Genomic DNA, 15,233 nt, shown 5'->3' with positions numbered 1-15,233 from the left:
CATGACTACTACGCATACCCTGAGCATTTTGGTGGAAGACAAGCCTGGCGTGCTCACCCGCGTTGCTGGCCTTTTTGCCCGCCGTGGTTTCAACATTCGTTCTCTTGCTGTCGGTCCGACGGAGGTCGAGGGCGTGTCCCGCATGACCATCGTCACGGCAGTCGACAAACTTCCCCTTGAACAGGTGACGAAGCAGCTCAACAAGCTCATTAACGTTTTGAAGATTGTCGAACAGGATTCCGAGACCTCCGTGTCCCGGGAAATCATCCTTATCAAGGTTCGCTGCGACGCTAACAACCGCATCCAAGTTGTGCAGACAGCGGAGCTGTTCCGTGCAAAGGTGATTGACGTGGCCCCTGAGTCTGTGACCCTGGAAGCCACTGGCACCCGCGACAAGCTCGATGCCCTACTGCGCGTGCTTGACGCCTTCGGAATTCGGGAGATTGTGCAGTCTGGCACGATCGCTCTGGGCCGCGGCCCGAAGTCTATGACGGCTACCCGCTAACTGTGACTTCCTAGAACCGCTACACTTATCAACGAAACGTGCGGCTGAATAGCTCGTACGACTCCATATGAATACACCGCAAAAGGAGACTCCATCCATGGCAGTCGAAACTTTCTACTGTGATGACGCTGACCTGTCCATCATCCAGGGCCGCAAGGTCGCAATCATTGGTTACGGTTCGCAGGGTCACGCTCACGCACTGAGCCTGCGTGACTCCGGCGTTGAGGTTGTTATTGGTCTTCGCGAGGGATCCAAGTCCGCTGCTAAGGCAGAGGAGCAGGGTCTCAAGGTTATGACCAATGCCGAGGCTGCTGAGTGGGCCGACACCATCATGATGCTCGCCCCTGACACCTCTCAGGCCAAGATCTTCAACGAAGACATCAAGCCGAACCTCCAGGAAGGCGACGCCCTCTTCTTCGCGCATGGTCTGAACATCCACTTTAAACTCATTGAGGTTCCCGAGTTCGTTACCGTCGCCATGTGTGCCCCCAAGGGCCCGGGCCACCTCGTCCGCCGCCAGTTCGTGGAGGGCCACGGCGTGCCGTGCCTCATCGCCGTGGATCAGGATCCCACCGGTGAAGGTCAGGCCCTTGCCCTGTCCTATGCCAAGGGCATCGGCGGTACCCGTGCCGGCGTTATCAAGACCACCTTCCGTGAGGAGACCGAAACCGACCTGTTCGGTGAGCAGGCTGTGCTCTGCGGTGGCCTCGAAGAACTCATTATGATGGGCTTCGAGACCCTCGTTGAGGCCGGTTACGCCCCCGAGATGGCCTACTTTGAGTGCCTCCACGAGATGAAGCTCATTGTTGACCTCATCTACGAAGGTGGTATCGCCAACATGAACTACTCCATCTCTGACACCGCAGAATTCGGTGGCTACCTCTCTGGCCCGCGTGTTGTTGGCGACGCTTCTCGTGAAGCCATGCGCCAGGTCCTCAAGGAGATCCAGGACGGCACCTTCGTGAAGCGCCTCGTTGCCAACGTTGAGAACGGCAACAAGGAGCTTGAAGATCTGCGTGCACAGGTCAAGGCTCACCAGATTGAGTCTGTCGGTGCAGACCTGCGTGACATGATGAGCTGGGTCAAGCGCGAGATCACCGAAACCGCCTAAACCCAAGCGATAGAACGCTAATGAGCACCCTGTTCACTACCCTCTGGTAGGAACAGGGTGCTCATTTCTATATCTGCCTTTCCCTATTAGAATAATTCCTGCATCCCTTGTGCACAGCCAGGCTGTGAGGTCGTAGGAAAAGCCGCTCCCCAGAGCTTCTACAATGCCCTCACCTCCGCTGTGAGTGACACAGCGGTGCATCGAGTTTCTGGCGCGGTCGTGCCAGAAGTAACTTCACAAAAAATGGAGAATCCCGTGAGCCAACATGCTCGTCCCGTCGTGCTGATTGCCGACAAACTTGCTCAATCGACCGTAGATGCACTGGGTGATGGTGTAGAAATCCGCTGGGTCGATGGTCCGAACCGTCCCGAACTGCTTGCAGCTCTCCCCGAAGCAGACGCCGTGCTGGTGCGCTCTGCCACCACCATCGACGCGGAAGCACTTGCCGTTGCTGAAAAGCTGAAGATCGTCGGCCGTGCCGGCGTCGGTCTCGACAATGTTGATATTCCCGCTGCCACCGCTCGTGGCGTCATGGTCGTCAATGCCCCCACCTCCAACATCCACTCTGCCGCCGAACACGCAGTGGCCCTCACCATGTCTGCTGCCCGCCAGATCCCGGCTGCCCATCAAACTCTCCGCAACCACGAATGGAAGCGCTCCAGCTTCAGCGGTACCGAAATCTTCCAGAAGACCATCGGTGTGATTGGTCTGGGCCACATCGGTCAGCTCTACGCACAGCGGATGAAGGCATTTGATACCACCGTTGTTGCCTACGACCCCTACCTTCCCGCTGCCCGCGCTGCTCAGCTCGGTGTCGAACTGGTGAGCCTGGACGAGCTGCTCTCCCGCGCCGACATCATTTCTATCCACCTGCCGAAGACCCCAGAGACTGCCGGCCTCATCAACGCTGAACAGCTTGCCAAGTGCAAGGACGGTGTGATTATTGTCAACGCTGCCCGCGGCGGTCTCATTGTGGAAGAAGACCTTGCTGCCGCCCTCGCTTCCGGTAAGGTACGGGCTGCTGCTACTGACGTCTACTCCAAGGAACCCCCAACCGATAACCCGCTGCTGGATGCCGAGAATATCGTGCTCACCCCGCACCTGGGTGCCTCCACTGCAGAAGCACAGGATCGCGCAGGCGTTGATGTCGCCAAGTCCGTGCTACTAGCACTTGCAGGTGAATTCGTCCCGGATGCTGTTAATGTCTCCGGTGGCCCTGTCAACGAGGAAGTTTCACCCTGGCTGGAACTCGTCCGCAAACTTGGTCTGCTCGCTGGCGTCGTCTCTCAGGAACCCGTCACTGCCCTGCAGGTTGTCGTTTCTGGCGAACTTTCTGCAGAATCCGTCGGTATCCTGGGTCTCTCCGCCCTGCGTGGCCTCTTCGCAGCAGCCACGACGGAAGCCGTCACTTTCGTCAACGCCCCACAGCTCGCTGAGCAACGTGGAGTTTCCGTTGAGGTGGATACGCAGACGGAAGCTCTCACTCACCGCTCCGTGGTGGAGGTCCGTGCCGTCACTGCCGAAGGCGCCGTCAACTCCGTGTCGGGTGCCCTCACCGGCCTTGAGAAGGTCCAGAAGATTATCGGTATCAACGGACGTAGTTTCGATATGCGCGCCGAAGGTCACAACCTGGTGCTCTCCTACGAAGACCGCCCGGGCTCCCTCGGTCTCTTCGCTACTGCACTGGGGAATGCAGGTGTGGACATCATCTCTTGCGCTCTCAGCCCCGATGCAAAGGGTGCTGGAGCCACTGCGTTGCTGCGTCTTGACCGTGCGCTCACGGAAGAGGAAATGGACAGCATCAGCGCCTCTATTGGAGCAACCCGCGCAGAGCAGGTGAACCTGGCGTGAGCAAAAGCATCAATCTCGCAGTAATCGGCGGGGACGGTATTGGACCCGAGGTCACCGCGGAAGCCCTCAAAGTTCTCCACACGGTCGTCCCGAATATTGAGGTCACCGACTACGCACTTGGGGCAGACCATTACCTGGAAACCGGTGAGATTCTCTCCGACGAGACCGTCGAGAGCATCCGCCAGCAGGATGCCATTTTGCTGGGCGCCATCGGTGACCCCGCACGTGTCGCCCCTGGTGTGCTCGAACGTGGACTGCTCCTGAAGCTCCGCTTCGCATTGGACCACTTCGTCAACCTACGTCCGGCCAAACTGTATGCCGGGGTAGAGTCGCCGCTGGCTGGCAACCCGGCTCTCGACTTCGTGGTTGTCCGCGAGGGAACTGAGGGGCTCTACTGCGGTGACGGCGGTGCCATCCGCGTGGGAACCCCCGCCGAAGTAGCTACTGAGACCTCTCTCAATACCCGTTTTGGGGTCGAACGTGTGGTCCGGGATGCTTTCGAACGCGCTATGAAGCGAAACAAGCGCCTCACCCTCGTCCACAAAATGAATGTCCTCACGAATGCCGGTTCTCTGTGGAAGCGTACAGTTGACGAGGTGTCCGTCGAGTACCCTGAGGTCACCACCGACTACTGCCACATTGATGCATGCACCATCTACATGGTGACTGATCCTGGTCGTTTCGACGTCATCGTTACCGATAACCTCTTTGGTGACATCATCACTGACCTTGCTGGCGCAGTGATGGGTGGAATCGGTCTGGCTGCAAGCGGCAATATTGATGCCACTCGCACCAACCCCTCTATGTTCGAACCAGTCCACGGCTCCGCGCCGGATATCGCCGGAAAGGGCTTGGCTGATCCGACTGCGGCCATTATCTCCGCTGCCATGCTGCTGGAGCATCTTGGCTACGACGAGGAAGCCACTCGCATTATGCAGGTTGTCGAAGAGGATGTCGCACACCGTGGTGATGGTCCCATCTCCACCTCTGCGGTAGGAGATCGCATCGTCGCCGCACTCCAATAAGGCGACACCTCACAACTGCTATACCAGCACACACTGCCCGGTAGAACTCTTGGACATTAACTCCAAGGAGCGCCTACCGGGCAGTACCCTATCGCAAGGAGTATCCTCCAACTATGCGTATTGCTCGTTTTGCCACCCCTGACGGTGTTTCCTTCGGCGTTGTTGAGGGAGACCCCAGTGACCCTACCGCATGCACTCTCCGTCAGGTTGATGAACTCCCCTGGGACGGCCAGCCTGTGTTCACCGAGAAGAGTTTCCCCCTCTCCGAGGTACGCCTGTTGGCTCCCATTTTCCCCACGAAGATTGTGGCTGTCGGAAAGAACTACATCGACCATGCCAAAGAACTCGGCAGCCAAACCTCGGATGAACCCGTTATCTTCATTAAGCCTCCTACCACCATTATTGGCCCGGATGTTCCGATTCGGCGTCCCGCAGCAAGCCAACGCGTTGACCATGAGGGCGAGCTCGCCATTATCATCAATCAACCGTGCCGCAATGTCGATGCCATGGACGCACGACGAGTGATTCTGGGCTATACCATCGCTAATGATGTCACTGCCCGCGACATACAAGCAGCTGAGGGGCAGTGGACTCGCGCAAAGAGCTACGACACGTTCTGCCCTCTTGGACCGTGGATCGAAACTCAGCTCGATCCATCCGACCAGGACATTCTGGTCGAGGTGACACATGCTGACGGCAGTAGTGAAGTTCGGCAGGATGAAAACACGGCCGCAGTAGTCCACACTGTTTCAGAAATCATCGAATTCATCAGTAGCGTCATGACGCTACTCCCGGGGGACGTTATCCTCACTGGCACCCCGGCAGGCATTGGTCCTCTTGTTGCGGGCGATACCGTCACGGTGTCGATCGACGGCATCGGCACGTTGTCTAACCCTGTTGTTAACGCCTAAGCGTCGTCGTCCATAATCCCGAGGGCGCGCAGGATCGTCCGCAACTTATCGCGGGTCTCCTGCACTTCGTCCGAGGGGCGAGAGTCAACCACAATTCCGCCACCAGCCCAGGCAGTGGCGGAATTGTGCGCTAGATCGAGTTCTGCACAGCGGATGGCGACAACCCAGTCGCCATCCCCCTCAGCATCGCACCAGCCCACGGTTCCCGCATAGAAACGCCGGTCTTCGCCCGAATCGGAAATGAATGTGAGAGCCTCTTGGCGAGGCCAACCACCTACCGCTGGGGTGGGGTGGAGAAGCTCCGCCAAATCAAGTGCTGTGGGAAGAGAACTGACATCAGTAGAGCCATACTGAGCTGTCTCCGCCAAGGTGCCCGTAATGTGTGTCCCCAGGTGCCACATCTCTTTGGTAGAGGTCAAGCTGGGAGTGTCGGGAACATCAAGGTTGCTACATAGAGGGCGGAGAGCCTCATCCAACGCTAGCGTGACGTAGCGGTGCTCAGCAATGTCTTTCGCGGAGGTGCGCAAAGCGCGCGCAGCTTGCGCATCCAATTGACGATCCGAGTGGCGGGCCAGCGAACCGGCGAGTGGATGCGAGCTAATCCGGTTCCCCCGGCGGCTTACCAGCAATTCGGGAGATGAACCGACCAGCCAATGTCCCGCATAGTCTGCCCCTGCAGGGGAGAGGTCTGCCAAGTAGGCTTCCTGCCGTGGGCTGCCATCGAGTAGCCGGGCAGCTATAAGCTGCGGATCCAGACCCTCGTCTGCACTTACGTTCACAGCACGAGCTAGCACAATCTTGTCGGCGACTCCATCCCGAATCGCCTCCACTGCTCGCTGCACACGCCGGCGGTGTTCACTCGCCGTAGGGGAGAAGGCGGTAATGCGAGCACGCATCTGCTGCACGCGGAAAAATGCAGGTGGTTCTAGCGGCGCATCGGACCGAATGATATGGAGGGGGGAGATGAGAGCGGCAGAGGCTCCCGGCGTGAAGGGAAGTGCGCCGACAATCATTTCCGCGCGCCCACTCGCCAGTGCCTCTCGTGCTGCGGCGACTGAAGAGAAGGTTTCTTTCACACCCTGTGTTCGTACAGAACCAGTAGCACGGGAGAGCAGAAAATCAGGAGCAGTTCGCGGACGAGAATGGAGATGGTGTTGCCACTGCTGCGAGGGATTTTCAGGCTCCATCTCCACCTCCTACAATAAGAATGAAAGGCGCTCTGTTGTAGTGCCGTCCTCCAGCCTACTCGTGAAAGCTACTAGCCTTAAACTATGACTACACAAGACGTTCGCGTTCGTTTTAGCCCGTCCCCCACTGGCATCCCCCACGTGGGCATGGTTCGTACCGCCCTCTTTAACTGGGCCTACGCTCGGCATACTGGCGGCAAGCTCATCTTCCGTATTGAGGACACCGACGCGCAACGTGATTCTGAAGAGAGCTATCAGGCTATTACCGATTCTCTCGAGTGGCTTGGTCTCAACTGGGATGAAGGCCCCAAAGTAGGCGGCCCGCACGAGCCTTACCGGCAGTCCTTGCGCGGTGATATCTACCGCAAGGTGGTCCAGCAGCTGCTGGACGCCGGCGAGGCCTACGAGGCCTTCTCCACTAACGAAGAGGTTGAGGCCCGCCACATCGCTAAGGGTGAAGACCCCAAGTTGGGCTACGACAATTATGATCGCGATCTTACCGAGGGGCAAAAAGCCGCCTACCGCGCAGAAGGGCGTAAGCCGGTTATCCGCCTTCGCATGCCTGACAAAGACCTGGGCTGGGACGATATGGTGCGCGGCTACACTGAGTTCAAGGCACAGTTCGTGCCGGACTACGTCATTGCTCGTTCGGATGGGTCCCCGCTCTACACCTTGGTGAACCCGGTCGACGACGCCCTTATGGGCATCACCCATGTACTGCGTGGCGAGGACCTGCTGCCGTCTACTCCGCGCCAAATTGCCCTCTATGAAGCACTTATGCGGATCGGTGTGGCGAAGCAGATCCCGCAGTTCGCCCATCTCCCCTTCGTCATGGGAACTGGAAACAAGAAGCTTTCCAAGCGTGATCCGGAATCTAACCTTTTCATTCACCGGGATCGTGGTTTCCTTCCAGAAGGCCTGCTCAATTACCTAGCGCTGTTGGGATGGAGCCTCGCTGCTGATCGCGACGTCTTTACGATTGCGGAGCTCATCGAGAACTTCGATGTGGTCAACGTGAACTCGGCACCTGCACACTTCGATCAGAAGAAGGCAGATGCTATTAACGCTGAGCACATCCGTATGCTTGAGCCGGCTGATTTCCGGGCGCGCCTGCTCGCCTATATGCAGGAGTTTCCTTCGAAGACGGGGACGACCCTCCCTGCCGACCTCGATGAGGATATTTTTAGCCTGGCAGCTGAACTTGTTCAGACCCGTATTGTTGTGCTGAGCGATGCGTGGGATTTGCTTGACTTCCTCTACTGCGGTGAGGCATTTGCCATTGACGAGAAGTCGGGCCGTAAGAACCTCAAAGAGGATGCCAAGCCGGTGCTGCGTGCTGCGCTGGCTGCTCTCGAAGCGATCTCTGATGACGAGTGGACAACCCCCGCCATTGAGAATGCTCTCAAGCAAGAACTCATCGAGAAGATGAAGCTGAAACCACGCAAGGCGTTTACCCCAGTGCGAGTGGCCGTTACTGGCACCCACATCTCCCCGCCGCTCTTCGAGTCGATGGAGATGCTGGGCCGTACGGTGACGGTGGAACGGCTTACTACAGCGCTGAGCTACCAGCCTGTTCCACTGGAAAACTAGGGTTAACATCTCGATTTGGTGTTAACACGGGGTGGAGTGGTAACCTTTCTAAGGCGGTCGTGAGACCCCAGTGGCCTATGGTGTAATTGGCAACACAGCTGATTCTGGTTCAGCCATTCTAGGTTCGAGTCCTGGTAGGCCAGCTCTTCACTCCATAAGAGTGTAGAAACTCAGAGCTGACAACAGTTTTGGAAAATGGGAAGCGATACGTTACGCTTCTATCACCGCCTAGTTCACTAAGTGGTTATGCCCCTATCGTCTAGCGGCCTAGGACGCCGGCCTCTCACGCCGGTAACACGGGTTCAAATCCCGTTGGGGGTACAACGCAAAACTCCCCGACCCCGGTCGGGGAGTTTTTTGATGTTCGGGATGCTTCGGCGGAGAGGTATCAGTAATCAGGTGTGCAGTGTGGAAAACGTGGAACGAACAATCTCTCAAGTAACGTGAGGGTGCGGAAGTAGAAGCATCCTTGTTAGGGTTCTCGTTATAGTGGAGAGGAACGGGATAACTCCATCCCGTTGAGGACTCTCCGCTAGCTTGCTTGTAATCGGGGAGAAAGAAAGGACACGCCATGGCAACGGGTATCGTTAAGTGGTTCAATTCAGAAAAAGGCTACGGCTTTATTACTCCCGATGACAATGGCGCTGACGTCTTCGTCCATTATTCGGAGATTGAGGGGGAGGGCTTCCTTACGTTGGAAGAACACCAGCGGGTGGAGTATGAAGTGGGGGAGGGGCGCCGCGGCCCACAAGCAATTGGAGTTCATACACTCCGTTAATAGGTATAAGAGGAGAGCGCACCGGGTAGGTGCGCTCTCCTCTTATCTGTTGAGTTGTTAAAGCCGCTTGGTAATGACGCTTGACGCGGTTTTGAGGTCTGCTGCCCACATATTTGCGGGGCGTTTAGCGATTCGGTCGATTGGTCCGGACACAGCAACTGCGGCGACGACTGCCCCACGGGCATCTCGCACCGGCACTGAAACACTTGCGACACCGGGTTCGCGTTCTCCAACGCTCTGCGCCCAGCCGCGTCGGCGGGTATCGCGGAGCTGCGTGTCAGTAATCTCACCCTCTGCTAACACTGACCGTTGGATGCTGGAATCTGCCCAGGCAACGAGTACCTTCGAGGAGGCGCCTACGTAGAGTGGCAGATGTGCACCGACGGGCACGCTGTCGCGTAGTCCGGTAGGTGGTTCAGATGTTGCGATACAGACGCGCTGGCCGTTTTCGATGCGGTAGAGCTGGACAGATTCGCCGGTGATATCTCGCAAGCGGGGGAGGACCAAGTGTGCCGCATCGAGGAGGGCATCAGTCGATTTTGTCGCCAATTCAGCGAGTGCTGGGCCAGGTCGCCACAGGCCGGAGGCATCACGGCTGAGTAGGCGATGGAGCTCCATGCCTACCGAAAGACGGTGGGCGGTGGCGCGAGGAAGGCCTGATCGCTCACATAATTCATTGAGGGAGCAGGGTTCTTCTGCCACTGTGGTGAGGATGAGCATCGTCTTGTCGAGGACGCCGATTCCGCTTGACTTTCCCATATTCTGAGTGTATCATCCCATCTTGTGAGATGCAAATACTTTTTTAGGATAACCTAATTTCATTCTAGAAAAACACGTTCGCACCTGCATCGTCAAAGTGGAAACGTGGGTAACTGCATCAAGATAGTTGACACGCAAGCACTGTACTTAACGCTAGCCCCTGGATTATCTGCCCTCCATCACCGTCCGCCGTAACACTTGGTGTTACAGAAGGGAGCAACGTGACCACTTCACACGGCCCTAAGACCCTCGCCGAAAAGGTGTGGGAACAGCACGTCGTCGTTCCTGGAGAGGGAGAAGGTGAAGCTCGCCAGCCGGACCTCATCTACATCGATCTGCACCTGCTTCACGAAGTGACCAGCCCGCAGGCATTCGATGGCCTTCGTCTGGCTGGACGGCAGCTGCGGCGTCCCGACCTTACCGTCGCCACCGAGGACCACAACGTTCCCACCACCCCCATGGTTAACGGCATCATCGCCGACCCAACCTCTCGCACTCAGTTGGAAGCTCTCCACAAAAACTGTGAAGAGTTCGGCGTTCGCCTTTACCCCATGGGTAACCTGTACCAGGGCGTTGTCCATGTCATCGGCCCACAACTGGGGCTCACTCAGCCGGGTATGACCGTCGTCTGCGGTGACTCCCACACCTCCACCCACGGGGCGTTCGGTGCCTTGGCCTTTGGTATTGGCACCTCTGAAGTAGAGCACGTCATGGCCACTCAGACCCTGCCCTTGCAGCCCTTCAAGACCATGTCGGTCACCGTCACTGGTGAACTACAGCCTGGAGTGACCGCAAAAGATATTATTCTCGCCATCATCGCGAAGATCGGTACCGCCGGCGGGCAGGGACACGTCATCGAATACCGTGGCCCCGCCATCGAAAAGCTCTCCATGGAAAACCGCATGACCATCTGCAACATGAGCATCGAAGCCGGTGCCCGTGCAGGCATGGTGGCGCCCGATGAGACCACCTTTAACTATCTGAAGGGACGTCCCCACGCTCCTAAAGGTGAAGAATGGGATAAGGCTGTTGCCGCTTGGAAAGAGCTGCGTACAGATGAAGACGCCACCTTTGACAAGGACGTCGTTTTGAAGGGCGAGGACATCGAGCCCTTCGTCACCTGGGGTACTAACCCTGGACAAGGCGTGGAGCTCTCCGGTGTTGTTCCTAGCCCAGACGATTTCGATGATGAGTCCTTGAAACTGGCCTGCGAAAAAGCCCTCAAATACATGGATTTGGAAGCTGGCACCCCGATGCGCGACATCGCCATCAACACTGTGTTTGTCGGATCGTGTACGAATGGTCGTATCGAAGACCTGCGTGCGGCAGCTGACGTGCTGAAAGGTCGCAAAGTGGCCGATGGCGTGCGCATGCTTGTTGTGCCCGGTTCCGGCCTCGTCAAGCAGCAAGCTGAAGAAGAAGGACTGGACAAGATCTTCCTCGTCGCTGGGGCTGAATGGCGCAACCCGGGCTGCTCCATGTGTCTGGGAATGAACCCCGACACCATGGCAGCAGGGGATCGGTCCGCCTCCACCTCCAATCGTAATTTTGAAGGCCGCCAAGGTAAGGGGTCCCGAACCCATCTAGTCAGCCCGGGAGTTGCTGCTGCCTCCGCAGTACGTGGCGCCCTCGCAGCCCCTACCGATCTCGACCCCGTCCAGTAACCCGTCAACTCCACGAAGGGACAAAGAACATGGAACCGTTCATCTCTCACACTGGCGTTGGCGTCCCGCTACGTCGCTCGAACGTCGACACCGACCAAATTATCCCTGCAGTTTTCCTTAAGCGCGTTACCCGCTCCGGCTTTGAAGATGGACTCTTCGCCGCGTGGCGCAACGACAACAGCTTCATCCTCAACCAAGAGCCATACCGACAGGGCAGTGTTCTTGTCGCAGGCCCGGACTTCGGTACCGGATCCTCCCGTGAGCACGCTGTGTGGGCGCTCATGGACTATGGCTTCCGCGTGGTACTCTCCTCTCGCTTCGCCGATATCTTCCGCGGTAACGCCTCCAAAGCCGGCCTAGTAGCTGGCTTGGTCGCCCAAGAAGATATTGAAAAGCTCTGGGGTGTCATGGAAGCTCACCCCGGTATGGACGTAACGGTGAGCCTTGAGGATCGCACGGTCACTGCCGATGACCTGGTGGTACCTTTCGACCTTGATGACTACACTCGGTGGCGGCTGATGGAAGGCCTTGACGATATCGGTCTTACCCTTCGTCAAGAGGACAAAATCGCGGCTTTTGAGGCGGCCCGACCCAGTTACAAGCCGACTACGCGATAATTCATCGGCAATTGCCCCTTAAGCTAACGATTTTCGGCTATATTTTGAAAGGGACCCCTAGTTCTTAGAAGCTGTGGGGTGCACCAGTTGTTACTCTCCTGGGAGAGCCACAACTGGTTTTCCTCCGTGAGGACGTACGTTTCACGCACTCCCTCATCAGAGGAGAGCACAACTGTTGTTACTGAGGCCAGCCCGCTTCACTGGATATAGGCCCTCTGGCACCGTCTCCGCTGATAGACCGGGCTCTCCGAGGAACACTTGGAGGAGCAATGAATAAAGCCGATATTGTGGCGGAACTGTCACGCCGCATGGACATCGACCAACACGCAGCTACCAGTGCACTTGAGAACATTCTCGACATCATTGTGCGAAGTGTTGAACGCAATGAGTCCGTCACCATCATGGGATTCGGAACGTTCGAACGTCGCGAGCGGGCGGCCCGTGTCGCCCGCAACCCCCACACCGGTGAAGCTGTGCCGGTAGCACCCACCCAGGTGCCGATGTTCCGTCCCGGCCAGTACTTCCGTGCTGTCGTCAAAGGTGAGGCCAAGCTTCCCGAGACTGGTATCTCGGTAAAGCGGGTGGCGACTAACACGTTTGAATCGAACGCTGACACGTTGAAGAAGGAAAAGAAGGTCTCGAAGAAGAGCGCCAAAGCCGAGAAATCCGGCAAGAAGGCCAAGAAGGGCAAGAAGAAGAAGTCCAAGAAGTAAAGACTTCGCACCCCGTCGACCTGAGATAAATCGCACGGGCACCCTGCGGTTCTGGCGTATGCCAAGGGACACGCGGGGTTCCCGCTTGTCATTTTGCGAACAATCAACTGGTCATATAACTAAAATGCTAGCGCACAGCAAGTGGGCTCGGCAGATAATCCGCCGCCTTCGCAATACCGTGGTCATCCACAAAAATGACCCACATACCGCCCTTCTTGCACTTACACACGCGTGAATCCAAAGCGATGCCGCCAGTCGTCTCCATCCCCTCGAGAAGAGTGGGAATCACCCCTCCCTGCGAGCACACCATCGGTATTTTGCCGCGAGCAGCCCGCTCACACATCTCCAGCCAAAAGTCGACAGTGTCGTCAGGGTGGATAAGAGCAGCCTCCTCTGAGAGAGTCCGCTCCACCTTCAGAGGGAGATTAAGGAGCTGCGAGGTGGGAAGCATCGTCTGTTCGCAACGAACACGATCAGCAGTATAGAGCTCTGTCACCCCATAGGCACTAGCGGCTTCGGCTAACGTCACAGCCTGCTGACGTCCTACTGCGTCCAATGGTCGCAGCACATCTGCTGCACCAGGGCTACACTCTCCCGCACGACCATGGCGGACAAGAATGACGGGATGCCAAGCGACATCAGTCTTCAGGAAACGCTGCAGTACCTTTCGATCAGACTCATACTGAATCTTTTCTTCCGCCTCTGGGACAGACAACCAGGCAATACGGTCAACCTCGCTATTGGCACGGAACTTGCCACCAATAACCTCAGCAGACCAATAAAACACCACTTTTTCTCGATTCCCAGAAAGGGGATACTGGACACGCTTCAGAAACTTGCCCAACCGAACGTGAAAACCTGTCTCCTCAACAATCTCCCGGATCGCTGCCATCACCAGCGACTCGCCCGGATCAATCTTGCCCTTCGGAATGGACCAGTCGTTATAGCGTTTCCGGTGCTCGAGAAGTACCTCCAGTTCACCTGACTTCGACCGCCGCCACACCACACCGCCTGCTGCAAGTACATGGTTATCAGGGGACTGACGAGCGTCGATACGGTACACAAACCACTTCCGTGCCGATCCCTGGTTGTCCGCCAGCAGTGCACCCGTGTGGGGATCACCAGCAGTAGAGGACAGCGCGGTGTGTGAGGACACCAAACCAGCCAGGGGAGAGGACTGACCCGTGGGAGTCCATGAGGCAGGAGCAGAATGCATAAAAAACCTTTCGCTAGACAGACATATTTTAGGGCGCTACCCGGCTCTATCACTAGTCCACTCTGAGCGAACATCAGCACTCATTCACGTAACCATCACTCGTTTCGCAGGGAATACCACCAGATGCTGCTGTAGTCGCCACTGATCAGTAGGTATTAAGCGGAAGGATTGGGTAATTTTTATGGCATGACTACCACCACTGTTGCTGTTATCTACGGGGGAAATAGCCCCGAACACTCCATCTCCTGTATCTCTGCCGCCAGTATCATGCAGCAAATGAAGCAGTACACCATCATTCCCATTGGTATTACCAAGGATGGTGGGTGGTATCTCGGTGATGGGGACCTCGACAAGCTCTCCCAGCATGGACGCGAGCTCCCCACAGTGGAACCATGCCCTGGCCAAGAAGTGGCATTACTGCTCGACCCTCAACGTTCCGGAACTATCGTGTTTACAGCCGGTGACCATGCTGGCCAGACAGTCGCCACAGTTGACGTCATTCTCCCCGTCCTTCATGGACCAAATGGGGAAGACGGCACTATTCAAGGACTATTTGAGCTAGCAGGTGTCCCCTATGTGGGGTGTGGAGTGGCCGCCTCCGCTAACTCAATGGATAAGGAATTCACCAAAGTCGTACTGGGCAATGCTGGTCTTCCCATCGGCACTCAGGTAGTGATGCGTCCTGGCACCGATAACCTCAGTTCCGCACAGCAGGAGCTTCTCGGACTGCCAGTCTTCGTCAAGCCCGCCCGTGGCGGTTCCTCGATTGGCATTAGTAAGGTCTCGGACTGGGATGACTTTTCGGCAGCAGTGGTTGCGGCACGGGACTGCGACAGTAAGGTCATTGTCGAAGCCGCTATTAAAGGTCGTGAAGTGGAATGCGGGGTACTGGAACTTCCCACCGGAGAGGTTGTCGCCTCCCACATTGCGGAGATCAGAATTCCCGACGCTGCCCCCTCTACAGCTGACGACGGTGACCCGGAAGACAGTGACTTCTACGACTTCGACACGAAGTACTTAGACGACGTCATTGACGTCGATCTGCCGGCACAGGTACCAGCAGAAACATCCGATCGTGTTCGGGAACTAGCGTGCCAAGCCTTCCGTGCAATTGACGGCAAAGGCCTCGCCCGTGTCGATTTCTTTATCACCGCCGAAGGGCCCGTCATTAACGAAATCAACACCTTCCCAGGCTTCACGTCCATCTCCATGTACCCCAAGATGTGGGCGGATAGCGGACTGAGCTACCCCGACCTTATCGCTACCCTCATCGATACCGAACTCTCCCGCCATCAGTCCTAGCCTG

General features: G+C 57.0%; 14 protein-coding genes and 2 tRNA genes. 13 read left to right on the top strand and 3 right to left on the bottom strand.

The window, feature by feature from the left end:
* The first annotated feature begins 1 nt into the window (after window position 1).
* The 5 genes from ilvN (at window position 2) to IY73_RS01360 (ending at window position 5,403) form a co-directional block, all read left to right on the top strand.
* Window positions 2–505, top strand: coding sequence for an acetolactate synthase small subunit (ilvN, locus tag IY73_RS01380; protein WP_053961488.1), 504 nt, complete (start codon window positions 2–4; stop codon window positions 503–505).
* A gap of 97 nt (window positions 506–602) precedes the next feature.
* Window positions 603–1,616, top strand: coding sequence for a ketol-acid reductoisomerase (ilvC, locus tag IY73_RS01375; RefSeq protein ID WP_053961487.1), 1,014 nt, complete (start codon window positions 603–605; stop codon window positions 1,614–1,616).
* 255 nt (window positions 1,617–1,871) lie between these two features.
* Window positions 1,872–3,467: a phosphoglycerate dehydrogenase gene (gene serA, locus IY73_RS01370; RefSeq protein ID WP_053962635.1), complete on the top strand. Its 1,596-nt coding sequence runs from the start codon at window positions 1,872–1,874 to the stop codon at window positions 3,465–3,467.
* Window positions 3,468–3,475: 8 nt separating this feature from the next.
* Window positions 3,476–4,492, top strand: coding sequence for a 3-isopropylmalate dehydrogenase (locus IY73_RS01365; protein ID WP_053962634.1), 1,017 nt, complete (start codon window positions 3,476–3,478; stop codon window positions 4,490–4,492).
* A gap of 113 nt (window positions 4,493–4,605) precedes the next feature.
* Window positions 4,606–5,403 carry a fumarylacetoacetate hydrolase family protein gene (locus IY73_RS01360; protein WP_053961486.1) on the top strand — a complete coding sequence of 266 codons (798 nt, stop codon included), beginning with the start codon at window positions 4,606–4,608 and terminating at the stop codon, window positions 5,401–5,403.
* Here the strand turns inward: IY73_RS01360 and IY73_RS01355 are convergent.
* The gene (locus tag IY73_RS01355; protein WP_053961485.1) at window positions 5,400–6,590 is read right to left on the bottom strand and encodes an isochorismate synthase; all 1,191 of its coding nucleotides are present in this window, start codon (window positions 6,588–6,590) and stop codon (window positions 5,400–5,402) included. The two genes, IY73_RS01360 and IY73_RS01355, sit on opposite strands and share 4 nt — an antisense overlap.
* Window positions 6,591–6,674: 84 nt before the next feature.
* Between IY73_RS01355 and gltX the strand changes: the two genes are divergently transcribed.
* From gltX to IY73_RS01335, 4 genes are all read left to right on the top strand, one after another.
* Entirely contained in the window at window positions 6,675–8,180 is a 1,506-nt protein-coding gene (gltX, locus tag IY73_RS01350; protein WP_053961484.1) for a glutamate--tRNA ligase, read from the top strand.
* Window positions 8,181–8,251: 71 nt separating this feature from the next.
* Window positions 8,252–8,323 (top strand) — tRNA-Gln (locus IY73_RS01345).
* A gap of 105 nt (window positions 8,324–8,428) precedes the next feature.
* Window positions 8,429–8,501, top strand: a tRNA-Glu gene (locus tag IY73_RS01340).
* Between the two features lie 250 nt (window positions 8,502–8,751).
* Window positions 8,752–8,958, top strand: a complete 207-nt coding sequence (locus tag IY73_RS01335) for a cold-shock protein (RefSeq protein ID WP_053961483.1) — start codon at window positions 8,752–8,754, stop codon at window positions 8,956–8,958.
* 57 nt (window positions 8,959–9,015) lie between these two features.
* Here IY73_RS01335 and IY73_RS01330 read toward each other — a convergent pair whose 3' ends face one another.
* Complete coding sequence (locus IY73_RS01330) at window positions 9,016–9,717, bottom strand: IclR family transcriptional regulator (RefSeq protein ID WP_053961482.1); 702 nt, start codon at window positions 9,715–9,717, stop codon at window positions 9,016–9,018.
* A gap of 221 nt (window positions 9,718–9,938) precedes the next feature.
* Here IY73_RS01330 and leuC point away from each other — a divergent pair, with 221 nt between their 5' ends.
* From leuC to IY73_RS01315, 3 genes are all read left to right on the top strand, one after another.
* The gene (leuC, locus tag IY73_RS01325; protein ID WP_053978712.1) at window positions 9,939–11,381 is read left to right on the top strand and encodes a 3-isopropylmalate dehydratase large subunit; all 1,443 of its coding nucleotides are present in this window, start codon (window positions 9,939–9,941) and stop codon (window positions 11,379–11,381) included.
* A gap of 29 nt (window positions 11,382–11,410) precedes the next feature.
* Window positions 11,411–11,998, top strand: coding sequence for a 3-isopropylmalate dehydratase small subunit (gene leuD, locus IY73_RS01320; RefSeq protein WP_053961480.1), 588 nt, complete (start codon window positions 11,411–11,413; stop codon window positions 11,996–11,998).
* Window positions 11,999–12,267: 269 nt separating this feature from the next.
* Window positions 12,268–12,711: an HU family DNA-binding protein gene (locus IY73_RS01315; RefSeq protein ID WP_053961479.1), complete on the top strand. Its 444-nt coding sequence runs from the start codon at window positions 12,268–12,270 to the stop codon at window positions 12,709–12,711.
* 127 nt (window positions 12,712–12,838) lie between these two features.
* On the opposite strand, the gene IY73_RS01310 is transcribed toward IY73_RS01315, so the two are convergent.
* Window positions 12,839–13,867 carry an NUDIX hydrolase gene (locus IY73_RS01310; protein WP_158408663.1) on the bottom strand — a complete coding sequence of 343 codons (1,029 nt, stop codon included), beginning with the start codon at window positions 13,865–13,867 and terminating at the stop codon, window positions 12,839–12,841.
* 246 nt (window positions 13,868–14,113) lie between these two features.
* Here IY73_RS01310 and IY73_RS01305 point away from each other — a divergent pair, with 246 nt between their 5' ends.
* Entirely contained in the window at window positions 14,114–15,229 is a 1,116-nt protein-coding gene (locus IY73_RS01305; RefSeq protein WP_053961477.1) for a D-alanine--D-alanine ligase family protein, read from the top strand.
* Window positions 15,230–15,233: the final 4 nt, after the last annotated feature.

Origin of the sequence: Lawsonella clevelandensis, from assembly GCF_001293125.1 — a bacterium.
Lineage (GTDB): Bacteria > Actinomycetota > Actinomycetes > Mycobacteriales > Mycobacteriaceae > Lawsonella > Lawsonella clevelandensis.
This window is presented reverse-complemented; position numbering and strand designations above follow the sequence as displayed.

Coding starts and splice junctions, on each gene's coding strand:
- IY73_RS01305 (WP_053961477.1), top strand. CDS start 14,114: ATGACTACCACCACTGTTGCTGTTATCTACGGGGGAAATAGCCCCGAA.
- IY73_RS01355 (WP_053961485.1), bottom strand. CDS start 6,590: ATGGAGCCTGAAAATCCCTCGCAGCAGTGGCAACACCATCTCCATTCT.
- IY73_RS01315 (WP_053961479.1), top strand. CDS start 12,268: ATGAATAAAGCCGATATTGTGGCGGAACTGTCACGCCGCATGGACATC.
- IY73_RS01360 (WP_053961486.1), top strand. CDS start 4,606: ATGCGTATTGCTCGTTTTGCCACCCCTGACGGTGTTTCCTTCGGCGTT.
- IY73_RS01330 (WP_053961482.1), bottom strand. CDS start 9,717: ATGGGAAAGTCAAGCGGAATCGGCGTCCTCGACAAGACGATGCTCATC.
- ilvN (WP_053961488.1), top strand. CDS start 2: ATGACTACTACGCATACCCTGAGCATTTTGGTGGAAGACAAGCCTGGC.
- gltX (WP_053961484.1), top strand. CDS start 6,675: ATGACTACACAAGACGTTCGCGTTCGTTTTAGCCCGTCCCCCACTGGC.
- ilvC (WP_053961487.1), top strand. CDS start 603: ATGGCAGTCGAAACTTTCTACTGTGATGACGCTGACCTGTCCATCATC.
- IY73_RS01335 (WP_053961483.1), top strand. CDS start 8,752: ATGGCAACGGGTATCGTTAAGTGGTTCAATTCAGAAAAAGGCTACGGC.
- leuD (WP_053961480.1), top strand. CDS start 11,411: ATGGAACCGTTCATCTCTCACACTGGCGTTGGCGTCCCGCTACGTCGC.